The 14,179-nt window shown below is 38.0% G+C and carries 12 protein-coding genes and 1 riboswitch; of the genes, 7 read left to right on the top strand and 5 right to left on the bottom strand.

The genetic code is table 11. The annotated features are described in order from the left end of the window. Window positions 1-77 precede the first annotated feature (77 nt). Window positions 78-281, bottom strand: a complete 204-nt coding sequence (gene thiS, locus ACUN24_RS03865) for a sulfur carrier protein ThiS (protein ID WP_445561330.1) — start codon at window positions 279-281, stop codon at window positions 78-80. Window positions 282-346: 65 nt separating this feature from the next. Continuing rightward, a riboswitch (TPP riboswitch) is annotated at window positions 347-435 on the bottom strand. A 531-nt stretch (window positions 436-966) separates the two neighbouring features. On the opposite strand from thiS, the gene ACUN24_RS03860 reads away from it, so the two are divergent. Beyond that, the gene (locus ACUN24_RS03860) at window positions 967-2,268 is read left to right on the top strand and encodes a protein kinase (protein ID WP_445561329.1); all 1,302 of its coding nucleotides are present in this window, start codon (window positions 967-969) and stop codon (window positions 2,266-2,268) included. 160 nt (window positions 2,269-2,428) lie between these two features. On the opposite strand, the gene ACUN24_RS03855 is transcribed toward ACUN24_RS03860, so the two are convergent. Continuing rightward, window positions 2,429-3,091 (bottom strand): DUF1349 domain-containing protein, encoded by a 663-nt coding sequence (locus ACUN24_RS03855; RefSeq protein ID WP_445561328.1) that lies wholly within the window; start codon window positions 3,089-3,091, stop codon window positions 2,429-2,431. Between the two features lie 180 nt (window positions 3,092-3,271). Here ACUN24_RS03855 and ACUN24_RS03850 point away from each other — a divergent pair, with 180 nt between their 5' ends. Together ACUN24_RS03850 and ACUN24_RS03845 are read left to right on the top strand one after the other, a co-directional pair. Beyond that, window positions 3,272-3,838, top strand: coding sequence for a Crp/Fnr family transcriptional regulator (locus tag ACUN24_RS03850; RefSeq protein ID WP_445561327.1), 567 nt, complete (start codon window positions 3,272-3,274; stop codon window positions 3,836-3,838). Between the two features lie 420 nt (window positions 3,839-4,258). Beyond that, window positions 4,259-6,499: a S41 family peptidase gene (locus ACUN24_RS03845; RefSeq protein ID WP_445561326.1), complete on the top strand. Its 2,241-nt coding sequence runs from the start codon at window positions 4,259-4,261 to the stop codon at window positions 6,497-6,499. A 345-nt stretch (window positions 6,500-6,844) separates the two neighbouring features. Here ACUN24_RS03845 and ACUN24_RS03840 read toward each other — a convergent pair whose 3' ends face one another. Further along, the gene (locus ACUN24_RS03840; RefSeq protein WP_445561325.1) at window positions 6,845-7,711 is read right to left on the bottom strand and encodes an aldose 1-epimerase family protein; all 867 of its coding nucleotides are present in this window, start codon (window positions 7,709-7,711) and stop codon (window positions 6,845-6,847) included. Window positions 7,712-7,850: 139 nt separating this feature from the next. Here ACUN24_RS03840 and ACUN24_RS03835 point away from each other — a divergent pair, with 139 nt between their 5' ends. Beyond that, window positions 7,851-8,180 carry a hypothetical protein gene (locus tag ACUN24_RS03835; protein ID WP_445561324.1) on the top strand — a complete coding sequence of 110 codons (330 nt, stop codon included), beginning with the start codon at window positions 7,851-7,853 and terminating at the stop codon, window positions 8,178-8,180. A 71-nt stretch (window positions 8,181-8,251) separates the two neighbouring features. Here ACUN24_RS03835 and pepT read toward each other — a convergent pair whose 3' ends face one another. Further along, window positions 8,252-9,505, bottom strand: coding sequence for a peptidase T (pepT, locus tag ACUN24_RS03830; protein ID WP_445561323.1), 1,254 nt, complete (start codon window positions 9,503-9,505; stop codon window positions 8,252-8,254). Window positions 9,506-9,563: 58 nt separating this feature from the next. Here pepT and ACUN24_RS03825 point away from each other — a divergent pair, with 58 nt between their 5' ends. From ACUN24_RS03825 to ACUN24_RS03815, 3 genes are read left to right on the top strand one after another with little or no spacing between them, the layout of a single operon-like run. Next, window positions 9,564-10,292: a hypothetical protein gene (locus tag ACUN24_RS03825; protein ID WP_445561322.1), complete on the top strand. Its 729-nt coding sequence runs from the start codon at window positions 9,564-9,566 to the stop codon at window positions 10,290-10,292. A gap of 19 nt (window positions 10,293-10,311) precedes the next feature. Further along, entirely contained in the window at window positions 10,312-12,051 is a 1,740-nt protein-coding gene (locus tag ACUN24_RS03820; RefSeq protein WP_445561321.1) for a M14 family metallopeptidase, read from the top strand. A gap of 6 nt (window positions 12,052-12,057) precedes the next feature. Next, on the top strand, window positions 12,058-12,672 hold the full coding sequence (locus ACUN24_RS03815) for a rhomboid family intramembrane serine protease (RefSeq protein ID WP_445561320.1): 615 nt from the start codon (window positions 12,058-12,060) through the stop codon (window positions 12,670-12,672). A gap of 113 nt (window positions 12,673-12,785) precedes the next feature. Here ACUN24_RS03815 and ACUN24_RS03810 read toward each other — a convergent pair whose 3' ends face one another. Then, window positions 12,786-13,769, bottom strand: a complete 984-nt coding sequence (locus tag ACUN24_RS03810) for a hypothetical protein (RefSeq protein WP_445561319.1) — start codon at window positions 13,767-13,769, stop codon at window positions 12,786-12,788. Between the last annotated feature and the right edge of the window lie 410 nt (window positions 13,770-14,179).

The following is a 14,179-nucleotide window of genomic DNA, read 5'->3' as shown; positions in this document are numbered from 1 at the left end:
TGAATGAGAGAGTGAGTGATTGAATGAGTGAGTGAAAGACATGGCGCATTCTGTCATTCTCTCATTTAATAATTCTATCACCCCCCCTGAGTGGCTTTAATGAGTATAATCTGATCGCCGGGATTTAGCACATACGTATCCCAAAGAGATTTGGAAATGATGGTTTGGTTAACGGCTATGGCAAGGCCATTTGTTTCGGTCGAAATGACAGCAGCAAGCATCTGTTCGATGGAACAGGCCTCGTTAAGCAGGTAGTTTTGATTGTTTATAGTTACTTCCATATTTTTAAAAATTGGAAAAACTATAGAGATTGCCCCAAAATGGAGGTCGAAAAGAAAGCGATATTAAGATTGCTTTCACTTTTCCCTTCGGCAGTACTAACTGCATCAGGTTCAAAGGGTATTTCTCAGCACGTAGGCACCCCTAAAGTTTTTTGTAAATATATGCGATTAAATTTCTAATGCAAATAAAAAAATAAATTGGGTTATGTTGTTAAAAAAGATGCGCTGGGTTTAATTGTTGTTGCGTATTGGACGAGGTTTAGATATAGATGAAATCTATTTAGTTTTTTTTGTATAGAGAGTGAATGATAATTATTTAAATGGGTTAATAAATGGTAGAGCAGAATCAATTCCATCATCCGTCTTACATTTTTTTTTAACCACAAAGTGCACAGAGAGAAGACGCAAAAGCCGCAGAGCTGGGCGTATTTACCATATAAGACATTGAAGAACATGTAAGGATATTCATCTTATATGAACCTTTATGTCTTATATGGTTCAATTAATAATTCTTCACTTCGACTACACGGTGTCATTTCCAAAACCTAAAAGCCCTGCAAAGTTATTTATTTTATTAAATAATTGTTCCTTAGGATTAAGAACGCATGTGGGATTAAGCGTTGATCAAGTCCCGACTTAAGAAAAACCCCTATCTTCGTTGTCTTAACTAGAAACCAGTACACCTATGCAAAATCTGTTAGCACTTCAAAGTGGTAGACTTAAAGGAGCAGTATCGTTAAAGCTTTCTGAAAATTTAACGGAATTCCCCAGGGAAATATTCGAGTTGGCCGATACTTTGGAAGTGCTGGATTTATCTTGTAATAAGCTAAGTGCCTTGCCTGCCGATTTTGGCCGTTTAAAAAAGTTGAGGATTTTTTTCTGTTCCGAAAACCTTTTTACGGTTTTGCCAGAAGTACTGGCCGATTGCCCTTCGCTGGATATTGTTGGTTTCAAATCCAACCGGATTGAAATCGTACCTCCAAAGTCGATCAACCCGAATTTACGATGGTTAATTTTAACCAATAACAATATTGCTGAACTGCCGAAAGAAATTGGCCTTTGCAAAAGGATGCAAAAATTGATGCTTTCTGGAAACCGATTATCAGCACTGCCCGATGAATTAAGCAATTGCCAGAATTTAGCATTATTGCGGATTGCGGCGAATAAATTGCATGAATTGCCGCAATGGATTATGCAACTGCCAAAACTATCGTGGATTGCATTTTCAGGGAATAATTTTAGCAAAACGCCGGCTGTAGAAACACTTTCATTGATTAACTGGCATGATTTAGAAATCAGCCATTTGTTGGGCGAAGGCGCTTCGGGCGTGATTTCGAAAGCCAACAGAACCATTGGAGAAGAAACTACTGAAGTAGCTGTTAAACTATTTAAAGGTAATGTAACCAGCGACGGTTTGCCGGAAGATGAAATGACAGCTTATATTGCTGCAGGCTACCATCCGGGTTTGGTTAACCTGATTGGGCAGATTACGCACCATCCGGATGATAAAAAAGGACTGGTAATGGACTTGATCCCGCATCATTTTTATAATCTTGGCAATCCGCCAAGTTTAGAAAGCTGTACCAGGGATGTTTTTCCTACTGATCGGAAACTTTCCGAAAAACAGATCATCTGCATCGCTAAAACCATTGCTTCCCTAGCGGCTCAACTACATCATGCAGGTATTATGCATGGCGATTTATATGCACACAATACCTTGATCGATGATGAGGGCAGCACTTTGTTCGGCGATTTCGGTGCAGCCAGTTTTTACGATAAAACTTCTACCGAAACGGCTGATATACTGGAACGGATAGAGGTAAGTGCTTATGGCTTTCTGCTCGATGATTTACTTTCCTTAAAAAACGAAGAAGTAAGTGAGGAAGTTTATCAAATGATCAGCGAACTTAAAGATGCCTGTTTGGCTACAGTGCCTTTAGAGCGACCAAGCTTTAAGGAATTAGTTGATCAGTTGGCTCAGATTTAATCACAATTGCTAGAAAGGTCGTCATTCTCGCGCATGCGGGAATCTTAAAGCATTTTACATTAAGATTATTCATAAGTTTCCCTTGTTTCAAAGGCATTCATGAGCACTCCGTGGTTCCCAATCAAGTTGGGAATGACGACCACATTATTGGAAAAAACTATTAATTCTGTTGTTTTTTTGCCCAATCCAACCTGCGCTGATCTGGCGTGGGCGTAACCTTAAAATTTTCGAATGTGGCATTAAAACCTTTCCCATCAGGGCAGGCAGCCACAAGGCCAACCATTACCGGCGCATTATCTTTAAAATAACAGGTACGCAGCATGGTATATTTTTTATCATCAAATGAATAAAAAATTTCTACTGCATCCAGTTTTCTAATCGCTTTCATCCAGATTGATGCAGGTGCTTTTTCCAATTCTACCACACTCCAGTCGCTGGTTTTATGCGTTACAACGGCACTTACATTCTGTTTTCCATTAACAAACTCCACTCCGGCTTTAATCCACTCTTCTTCATTAATGCGGAGCATCAATCCCATCTGATCGAAAGTGGTTACATAATTTCCGGTAATTTTTACCTTCACTTCAAACTCGTCCCCATAAGTAGCATAGTAAAAAGGTGCATCATCAACCGTAAAACCATAATGCGAAATGCGCCAATAATCGGTTTTGGCAGGAACGAACATGCTAAAGGTATTTTTATCCTTAATTTCCCATTTTTCGGGTTCGTTAAACCAGTTCATTTTCGCTAAACTTTGTGCATGGGCCTTTGGACTAAATAAATAAGATAATATAGAAATTAAGGCTAGTAATTTAAGTTTCATTTGTGTGTTATAATTGGTTATTGTGTGTTTGTGTATTGCAAACATAATGCAGTGTTAAACTATTGTAAAGGACATATATCACTATTTTGATGTGATGATTATCACGCCAATATTTGGTCAAAACAAGTGTATTGGGTTTAAAAATCTGGAATAAAGAGTACATTTGTTTGTATCAGAAACATGGAATTAGATTTTTTAAGAGCGCATATTCATCAGATCGTTTGTTTAACAGATGAGGAATTTGAGCATGCTGCATCTTTTTTTACCAAACGGAAATACAAAAAACACCAGTATATTATTCAGGCAGGAGATGTTGCCAGTCAGGAACATTTTGTTGTGAAAGGCATTGTAAAATCTTCATATACCGATAATGAAGGAAAAGAATATATTTTACAGTTAGCCATGGAAGAATGGTGGTTTTCAGACCCACATGCTTTTAATACCAGCATGCCTGCCACTTTAAATGTAGATTGTATAGAAGATACTGAAACACTTTCCATCTCTTTTGAAAACAAGGAAAAGCTTTGCGATTCTTCACGCAAAATGGAATATTTTTTCAGGAAAAAGTATACAACAGGCAATATGGCTTTACAAAAGCGGGTATTGGCTTTATTGAGTAATAATGCCGGCGAGCGTTACAAACAATGGCGCAACCAATATCCATCTTTACAGCAAAGGATTCCGAAAACCCTTATTGCATCTTATCTCGGGGTAACCAGAGAAACTTTAAGCAGGTTATCGCTTTAAAATTCTGAGTCTCCTTTTTTACCACAAAGTACACAGAGAAAAGGCACGGAGTACATAGAACGGGGTGTATTAGAAAGTCACATTTTATTCAGTAGATAAATAGATAAGTATATTTTTACAGAGAGATAAAACAGAATAAAATCTTCGGGTAATGCTTTTCATATTTATATAGGTTTAACAATCATTTGAATTGGCGCTCAATTCTCCCGACAACAATTTTAGATTTGAATCAAAGCGTTCTTTTTAAAGGCGTTTTTTTATTGGAAAGCTGCTCCTGGTGTACTTCCAGTTTTATTATTTCGTACTGTCCCGATTACTTGATAAATACATAAACTGAAATTATTACTAGTATTTTAGAGAAAGATTTTTAAAAATAATTTAAATACCTAATTTGCACAGACCTCTAATTTAATCAGTTCTATGAAGCAAGCTCTTTTATTTCTATGCATTTTTTCTACGTGTTGTGTACAGGCACAATTCAGGTTCAATGGCGATTTTGAAGATATAGACCCAAGCACCAAAAAGCCCTTATCATGGTTATTTTCCTTTAATCAAAATCAGGAAAAAGCATATCAGGTAGTTTTAGACAGTACCATAAAACAGTCGGGAAAATATAGCCTATCTATCAATCAGGTTGGCCAGGAAGCCAATTTTGGTGCAATCGACTTTCCGATTAGCCAGGCTTTTGAAGGCAAAGTGATCGAATTGAAGGGCTACATTAAAACAGAAAATGTAAAAACAGGTTATGCTGGCCTTTGGATGCGCCTTGACGGAAAAGAGCATAAAACAATGGGCTTCGATAATATGAACAACAGAGGCGTTAAAGGAAGTACCGATTGGCAATTATTTAGCATTAAACTCGATTACAAAAATGATGAGGTAAGAGAGATTCATGTTGGTGGTTTATTAATCGGAGACGGAAAAGCCTGGTTTGATCATTTGGAACTTTTTATAGATGGAAAGCCCATAGAACTGGCTAAGTTCATGAAAATAGAATTAGCGAAGGCAGAACTGGATACCGCTTTTCAAAACAGTTCTGGTATCAAACAATTTGAGCTTAATAAGCAAAAAACAACGAACCTGATGATTGCCGGACAGTTTTGGGCATTTTTAAAATACCATCACCCATCCATAGCCAAGGGGGATTATAACTGGGATGCTGAGCTTTTTAGGTTTTTACCATCTGTAATCGTCGCTAAGAGCAATCAGGAGCTAAGCATAACTTTAGAGCAATACCTTGATAAATTACCGAAACCAGAACCCTGTAAAACCTGTGCTAAAATAGCTTCTAAAAAATATGAGATTACACCAGATTATGGTTCATTACTTAATGGTACAGTATTAAGCAAATCGCTTGGCGACAAATTAACCTACATCAAAAATAACCGGAATACAGGTCCGAATTATTATGTTGAAATGGATCCAAGCATTGGAAATCCGAACTTTAAGAACGAGAAGGCATATGTTTCGATGACCTACCCCGATGCGGGTTACCGTTTATTGTCGCTTTATCGTTATTGGGGCATGATCAATTATTTTTTCCCTTATAAAGATGTTATTGGTGAAGACTGGAATAAAATACTTACCACAAACCTGCCGATTTTTTTAGGTGCAAAAAATGAGCAGGATTATAGTTTAGCTGCATTAAGTTTAATTGCACGTGTACACGATACACATGCAAATTTATGGTCGGGCAGTAAAGCATTGAAAGATTTTAAAGGCAAACTTGCAGCGCCTTTTCAGGCCAAATTTATAGAAGACAAGCTAATTATTACGGCCTTGCATACCGATACTCTGGATGTAAAAAGTAAACTTGCAGTAGGCGATGTAATAACGGCCATCAACGGTAAAGATATTTCATACCTGACTAAAGAATACCTGCCGATAACGGCTGCATCAAATTATGATACCCAGCTCCGTGATCTGCCGGGGAGCTATCTGCTAAGGAGCAATGATAACAGCATTAAAATCAGTGTACAAAGAGGTAACCAGCTTTTCGATTATACTGTACCAATGGGAAAACTGGCCTTAGCCTATAGAAACCCAGCGGCTGAAAAAGCAGAGGCATTTAAATTGATTAATCAGAATATCGGTTATGTTTACCCGGGTAAATATAAAAATGATCAATTGCCCTCAATCAAGAAGCTTTTTGCCAATACCAAAGGAATTATTGTTGATATGCGCTGTTATCCTTCCGAATTTATGCCCTTTACATTCGGTAATTATATCAAAAATGAGAAAAGTGTATTTGTTAAGTTTACTGCCGGCAGCCCAAGCTATCCTGGGGCTTTTAGTTTCGGATCTCCAATAAAGAATGGGCAATCATCAAGTGAAGCATACAAAGGCAAAATAGTGGTAATTGTAAATGCAACAAGCCAAAGCCAGGCCGAATATACCACCATGGCTTTTCAAAGTACACCTAATGTTAAGGTAATTGGAAGTACTACGGCTGGTGCCGACGGGAATGTATCATCAATTGTGTTGCCTGGTGGGTTAAACACAATGATTTCAGGTTTAGGCGTTTTCTATCCCAATGGTACGCCAACACAAAGAGTAGGTGTAAAAATTGATTATAAAATCTATCCAACCATTGCAGGTATTTCAGCAGGAAAAGATGAACTGCTGGATAAGGCTATTGAAGTATTAAATGCTGACTGGTAAAAGCATTACATTTAGAAGAGGCTGTATCCTAAATATGGAGTTGTCATCGTGAACTTGTCGAAGGACCTGTTTTAGATGTCTTACAAGGCATTTCGACAAGCTCATCGCGACAAATTCGAAGCGAATATAATTGTGATACAGCCTCTTTTAATTTTTTGATTATCTCCAATACTCTATTCGTAAGATGTTGACGTTCCCAACAACAAGCTGAGGCATATACCACGCAAATAGAATGGTTAAAGGTGCCCTTTAATTTGAAGATGAGTGTGGAGTGGTAAAGTGTTAGCAAAAACGACGGCCAATCTTTCATAAAGAACTGCACGTTGCTTCGCACAAATAAACCATCTAAAAACACTCTACTTCCCAAAAGCGAGACCAGTTTTTGCCTGGATCAAGCTTTATTATACCCTCTTTGTGTGTTAATTCCTGATCGTGGTTAACGCCATCAGCAACTCCGCACCAAGGCTCTAAACATACAAACGGCGCATCGGTTGCCGCCCATATTCCAAAAAATGGAAAATCTTCAAAATGGAAATGCAGACCATAATCATTTTTAGTATTAAGCAAACTAATGCAGTTGCTTTGCAGGGCTTTGAAAACCAGGGCATCGTTATAAAACAGATCATGTTTAAGCTTTAGCTTATGTGCATTAAGCTCAATATTCTTGGTTTCGTTGGCCACCAGGCCATCTTCAAGTTTCCAATAGCTTAATTTCTCATCAGCATTAAAAGCCAGATAGTAATCTTCGTAAACAGTATTTGGGGTATTGGGCACCGCAAATGCCGGGTGTGCACCAATTGAAAATAAAAGTTCGGCAGTACCGGTGTTTATTACCTCATAAGTTAAATTCAGTTTCCTGTCGATTAACCGATACCTCAGTTTCAGCTCGAAATAAAAAGGGTATACTTTTAAGGTATCTTCATTTTGAGTTAACGTAAAAACAGCTTCGCTATCACTTATTTTTTCGAAATTGAATATATGGTCGCGGGCAAACCCATGCCTGGGTAACTCATAATTTTTACCCTGATAGTTAAAACTATTGTTCTTTAACGAGCCAACTATGGGGAATAAAACCGGGCTATGTTTTGCCCAATACTTTGGGTTGGCATTCCATAAATACTCCAGCTTGGTTTCTTTACTAAATAAACCTTGAAGTTCTGCGCCTTTAGCCGCCAGGCTAACTTTTATATAGTCGTTTTCGAGAGTTATCATTACAAGCTAAATTAGCAAAAAGATGGGCTTTAAAAATATCTTTTTTATTAATTTTGATCACGGCTTAAAGCTAAGCTTAATGCCCCCGTTTGTTTTATTATCCGCAAATTTACTTTCCCTCAAAACAAGATCAGAACCTATGGCGATAGATTTAACCAAATTATCAAATGTAAAAGTAAGGGCTGCGATTATTGCGTTGCAAAAAGGCGACGAGAAAACTTGGTTTTCTTTATTTGCTGCCGAAGTTGCCTTTTATGATGACGGGAACCAGATGAGGTTTAATAATTTCTTCAAGAAAGCACTGGGGCATGAGCATTTTACCAGTATAGATAAAGTTGAAAACAATGGTTTGGAAGTATATGGTCATTTCCACTCCGACCAATGGGGCGATTTTAAAACGTGCTTTAAATTTCAGGTAAACAAAGAAGGAAAAATAGCGAGATTGGATATTGGACAAGCTTCTTATTAGTCCTGAGTCCAAAGTCGTGAGTCCTTATCAATTAAGGATTAGACTCAAGACTACTGACTCAAGACTTAGGACTACCCCTTCTCTTCCCAAATACACGCAATATTAATAATGGTTTGTACAGCTTTTTCCATATCCTGTACGCTTACCCATTCTTGTTTGCTATGAAAGGCATGTTCTCCGGCAAAAATATTGGGACATGGTAAACCCATAAATGAAAGTCGCGAGCCATCTGTTCCGCCACGGATACTTTGTTGTTTGGCAACCACACCAGCTCTTTCAATGGCTTCAATACCATATTGAACAATTTTAGGATGCTGATCTAAAATCTGTTTCATGTTGCGGTATTGTGCTTTAATATTGAGCTCGTAGGTAGATTTTGGATAGTTAGCCATTACTTTTTTTACGGTTTCTTCCAAAAACTGGCCATGTGCGGCTAGTTTCTCATCATTAAAATCCCTGATGATAAACTGTGCCTCTGCCTCTTCTACCTGTCCGTTTATACTTACCGGATGAATAAATCCTTCCTTCTGGTAAGTAGCTTCTGGTGTAAGTGTATCTTTTGGCAGCGAATCTAAAATTTCAGCAAGGATCTTTATAGCGCTTTCCATTTTTCCTTTTGCAAAGCCCGGGTGTGTACTTACGCCATAAATTTTAAGGGTAGCACCATCCGCGGAAAAAGTTTCATCTTCAATAGAGCCTAATGTTTCTCCGTCTATCGTATAACCAAAATCGGCACCTAATTTTTTTAAATCAGCTTTGTCTACACCCCTGCCAATTTCTTCATCCGGGGTAAAAAGAAGTTTGATGGTTCCATGTTTTACCTCTTGGTTTTTCATTAAAAAGGCAGCTGCTTCCATAATTTCTGCTAATCCTGCTTTATTATCCGCACCCAATAAAGTTGTTCCGCTAGCGGTAATAATATCATTTCCAATCTGATGTTTCAGGTCTTTGTGTTCTGAAAGCTTGATTACAATATGGTGATCATCTGGCAGAATTAAGTCTTGTCCCTGATAATTTTCATGAATAATCGGTTTAACATTTTCTCCGCTACAATCAGGCGAGGTATCCATGTGTGAACAGAAAAATATTACCGGTAACTCCTTGCTGGTATTTGATGGAATTGTACCATACACATAACCATTATCATCCATTTCGGCATCAGAAATGCCAATTTCTAACAATTCCTGAACCAACACTTGTCCCAGGTTCTTCTGTTTTAGGGTTGATGGACAGGTAGGAGAATTTGGATCAGATTGGGTATCAATCTTTGCATATTTTATAAATCGCTGCTCAAGCGATTTGTTAAAGTTGTTGTATGTGCTCATAATTCAAAGGTAAAAGTTATAGATATCCGATAATCATATTATTTTTGTAAAAAAAGATATGATTTTTAATTTGCTGAGAACTATCTACATAACCCTTCTGCTTGTTTTTATTGGAAGTTTTTCTTTTGCCCAATCCAACTATTTTAAAATGTCGTATGGTTTTGGCGGCGGGATGAATAAATCATATACTGATGTATATCAGGGAGACTACGGAAAAATTATATACGGTGTTTTTGATTATCACGTGACCCCTTTCATAACAATGGGTCTGGAAGGGCAATACGGAAGGATCAAAGGAGGAATTGCAGTTAAGGATCCGTCCGGTCGTAGGTTTGTCAACAAATACACAGCACTTACGGCTAATCTAAAATTGATGCTCGGGGAATTTGTTAATTATAACCAGGGAGGATTACTGTATAATATGAGAGGGCTATATCTGGGCTTCGGATTGGGAGCGATAAATAATGATATTTCCTACATAGTAAGATCTCAACCTGGAGAGACTTCCACTTCCGACAATAGCCGCTTTGACGGAGAAGATAAAAGCATTAACCTGTTACTGCCCATAAATTTGGGTTTTAACTACTACATAAAAGACAACTACGGTTACATGAGGTATGTAATCAATGTTAATGCTCAGTCTAACATCACTTTTGGTGAAGGGTTGGACGGTTATAGCGAGTCGAAACTAAAATCCAATAATACCTATCCTGATATGTACAATTCGGTTACTGTGGGCTTTAGATATATGTTCGGAAGCGTTCGCGCTTACCGCAAAACGCTGTAAACTTTATTTTATCACTAGCATGAGGATATTATTATCAGTTGTTATACTTTCTTTTTCATTAACTTCTATCGCACAAAAAACACCTTTCGAATTAAGCGGGAAAATCGAAACCACAACATATACCGAAGCAATATCTTATTACAAAAACCTGGCTAAAACTTATCCCGAAGCCAAACTATTTTCCTATGGGCGTACTGATTTTGGAAAACCTTTACACGTATTGGTATTGTCGCATGATCAGGTTTTCGATCCGGTACTGATCAGGAAAAGCAACAAAAGGGTGTTATTGATCAATAATGGAATCCATCCTGGAGAACCAGAGGGAATTGACGCCTCAATGATGTTGGCCCGCGATCTCCTTAAAGCTCGTAAATTGCCAAAAGATGTAGTGATCTGCATCATTCCCATCTACAATATAGATGGCAGTTTCAACCGTAGCGGAACATCCAGGGCTAACCAGAACGGACCAGTTGCTTATGGCTTTAGAGGGAATAGTAAAAACCTCGATCTGAACCGTGATTTCATTAAAACTGATTCGAAAAATTCGGCAACATTTCAACTCATTTTTAATACCTGGCAGCCCGAAATATTTGTAGATACCCACACCAGCAATGGTGCCGATTATCAATATGTGATGACGCTTATCCCAACACAAAAAGATAAACTAAACCCCATACTTTCTGATTATTTAACCAAAACTTTGGTGCCTGATCTATATACTGGTATGGAAAAGTTGGGTTATCCGATGATTCCTTATGTAAACTCGATAGGTGAAACCCCGGAAAGCGGAATAACAGGTTTTATTGATCCTCCTCGTTATTCAACTGGGTATACCACACTGCACAATACCATTGGTTTTATGCCAGAAACGCATATGTTAAAATCGTACGATTTGCGTGTGGATGCCACTTACAAGCTTTTGCAAACCTACATTCAGGTTGTAGAACGAGATGCAGAAATTATTGGGAAGAATAAGCGAAAGGCTGATGAATTTGTAGCTGCACAAAAGGAATTTCCTTTAGAATGGAAGTTGAATAAGACTGAGGTAAACGATTTGATCTTTAAGGGCTTTGGGGCCGTGCAAAAGCCCAGCACGGTAAGTGGCGCTGATCGTTTATATTACGATCGCAGCAAGCCTTACACCAAAACCATTAAAGAATGGAACAAGTTTGAACCTGCATTATCTGTTCAAAAACCTGTTGCCTACATTATTCCGAAAGCCTGGGATCGTGTTATTGAGCTGCTTAAGCTAAATCATGTTAAAATCAGGGAATTAAAAAGCGACCAGAAAATTGCGGTAGACAATTATTATATCGGTGATTTTAAAACCGGAACCCGCCCTTATGAAGGTCATTATCTGCACAGCAGTGTAAAAGTGATTACTATTCCTCAGAAACTGCAATACTACACCGGCGATTATGTGATTTATGTAAACCAGCCAAGTAACCGGTATATTGTAGAAACCTTAGAACCTCAGGCTACAGATTCTTATTTCAACTGGAATTTCTTCGATTCTATTTTGGATATGAAAGAGCACTATTCGGCCTATGTTTTTGAAGATACGGCTACAGAACTCCTAAAAAATAACCCTGATTTAAAAAATAAACTCGAAGCTAGAAAGGCTTCAGATGCCGAATTTGCGAAGAATGCAGCTGCACAGCTTGATTTTGTGTATAAAAATTCTGATTATTACGAAAAAACACACAATAGATATCCGGTAGCCCGTTTGGTTACAGACGTAAAACTTGATTTAAAATAACCCAAAATGGAATACTTCAATATCGCACCAGTTGCTTCAATAATTTTTGTTTTTACCATTATTACCAGCCTATACGCTTTCTATGATCATTCCCTTTACGGAAAGTTTATGCTGCATCCTTTTAGTGTATCAAAAGGACAGAATGTATATACCTTGATTACCAGCGGGCTTGTGCATGCAGATTGGATGCACTTGTTTTTTAATATGTTTACCTTTTATGCTTTCGCCTTTGCACTCGAAAGTTCAATGGGGAGCTGGCGCTTTGGAATACTTTACTTTTTAGGTTTGGTGTTAAGCGATCTGCCGACGGTTTTTAAACATAAAGATCATTTTAACTATAATAGTTTGGGCGCATCAGGAGCAATCAGTGCGGTACTTTTCAGTTATATTTTATTTAATCCAATGTCTAAAATTTACATCATGTTTATCCCGATCGGGATTCCAGCTGTAGTTTTTGGGGTTTTGTATTTAATTTATTGTGCTTATGCTTCACGTAATTCACGAGATCATATCAATCACGACGCACACTTTTTCGGAGCCCTAACCGGATTGATTTTTACGATTATCTTTGTTCCTGGGATCTTGCAGAACTTTATTATGATGTTAACTGGTGGGAGATAATATTCATTAGAAAGAATCGTCATTCCCGTGAAAACGGGAATCCTAATGCAAAATGCTATATGTTTTTTGCTTTAAGATGGCCAGTCAAGCTGGGTATGACGAAACTCAAAAAATTACCCTGCCGTAGGCAAATAAGGTTTCTCGAAGAAACTCATCGGTTCATCAGGATTTTTAATGATCTCGAATACCACATAACCCCAGGGTTTCCAGAAGTTTTCCAGTACCTGCGCATATACTTTATGTTGCCAAACATCAAAAAGCGGCTTGGTCATGTTTCCACGTAAAGGCATTGCTTCAATATAAGTGGTGCCTTCAACAGGCATAAAAGTATATTCTGGTAAACGGTTAAAAAGATAGGCTGAATAATAAAAGCGCGCGCTCAGCTCTTCAAACTGTTCGGCGGTTAAAGCTTTACCTTTTATCTCATTAATGAGGTCCTGGTGATAGCGTTTATTGGTGCCGTTATCCTGTAAACAGGCAATGATGCCAAAATCTTTCATTTTTAACGAGAAAGTTAAAGTATTAATCTCATCACGGAAACTGAATGGCGTTTCTCCGTTTTCGAGTTTTACTACCGTGATAGACCATGGTGAAAAATCTTCAAACTCCAGGCTGGTATACAGGTTTTGCATCATGAAATTCAGGTTGGCAAATTTCATCATCAAAGATTGCGACATGTTTAAGCCATCGGCAGTCATTTCCTTCCGTAAAGCCGAATGCATTTCGATATACACAAAACCATATAAAAATTTTCCGATCCAGTTGAAAAGATCCAGTTCAGGCAATACAGAAACGGCATCATAACCTATTGCAAATGCAGCTTCGATTTTATCTTCCAAAGGGTTTAAAAACTGCTCGTTTATCTCAGTATTTACTGGGATAACCAGCGTATTGTACGAACGGATACTCTCATCCAAAAACTGGATCTGCTCTTCACCACTTAAAGCCGCCTGTTCAAGCAACCATTTGGGAAGCAAAGGCACCTGAATTACAGGGGAATTAAATGTTTTTCCGCTTAAAAAGCAGGTTTTATATAAAAAATCGAAGTTTTGGAAAGGATTGTATAAGCCAGTGTTCATTACTGCAATATTAGCCATTATATTTTTAGGGCTAAGCAATGATGTTTTATTTTAACGCAGGGATTACAACCCTATTTAAGGGCTTGCTTTACCTATTACCTCTGCAGAGGTTGTATCATAAATATAGATTTGTCATCCTGAGCTTGTCGAAGGACCTGCATAATACGCTTTAAGGTGTTTCGACAGGCTCAACATGACAGCATCTGAGGTGAAATGGTCTTGTGATACAATCCCAACTAAAGACATTACTAATCTACATCCATTAACAGCGTAAGATTTTAACTCCCCTCCTTTTCAAGGATGGCTGAGCAATGTTATTAAGTTAAGCCATTAGGTAGAAGAAAATAATTTAACCACAGATAGTAAGGATGCACACAGATATGAAATCCGTGTTTATCTGTGCTCATCTGTGGCTAAAAACCCTTAAC

This window comes from Pedobacter sp. WC2501 (assembly GCF_052682415.1).
The sequence above is the reverse complement of the archived record's forward strand: the minus strand, read 5'-3'. Positions and strand labels throughout refer to the sequence as shown.

Coding starts and splice junctions, on each gene's coding strand:
- thiS (WP_445561330.1), bottom strand. CDS start 281: ATGGAAGTAACTATAAACAATCAAAACTACCTGCTTAACGAGGCCTGT.
- ACUN24_RS03860 (WP_445561329.1), top strand. CDS start 967: ATGCAAAATCTGTTAGCACTTCAAAGTGGTAGACTTAAAGGAGCAGTA.
- ACUN24_RS03855 (WP_445561328.1), bottom strand. CDS start 3,091: ATGAAACTTAAATTACTAGCCTTAATTTCTATATTATCTTATTTATTT.
- ACUN24_RS03850 (WP_445561327.1), top strand. CDS start 3,272: ATGGAATTAGATTTTTTAAGAGCGCATATTCATCAGATCGTTTGTTTA.
- ACUN24_RS03845 (WP_445561326.1), top strand. CDS start 4,259: ATGAAGCAAGCTCTTTTATTTCTATGCATTTTTTCTACGTGTTGTGTA.
- ACUN24_RS03840 (WP_445561325.1), bottom strand. CDS start 7,711: ATGATAACTCTCGAAAACGACTATATAAAAGTTAGCCTGGCGGCTAAA.
- ACUN24_RS03835 (WP_445561324.1), top strand. CDS start 7,851: ATGGCGATAGATTTAACCAAATTATCAAATGTAAAAGTAAGGGCTGCG.
- pepT (WP_445561323.1), bottom strand. CDS start 9,505: ATGAGCACATACAACAACTTTAACAAATCGCTTGAGCAGCGATTTATA.
- ACUN24_RS03825 (WP_445561322.1), top strand. CDS start 9,564: ATGATTTTTAATTTGCTGAGAACTATCTACATAACCCTTCTGCTTGTT.
- ACUN24_RS03820 (WP_445561321.1), top strand. CDS start 10,312: ATGAGGATATTATTATCAGTTGTTATACTTTCTTTTTCATTAACTTCT.
- ACUN24_RS03815 (WP_445561320.1), top strand. CDS start 12,058: ATGGAATACTTCAATATCGCACCAGTTGCTTCAATAATTTTTGTTTTT.
- ACUN24_RS03810 (WP_445561319.1), bottom strand. CDS start 13,769: ATGGCTAATATTGCAGTAATGAACACTGGCTTATACAATCCTTTCCAA.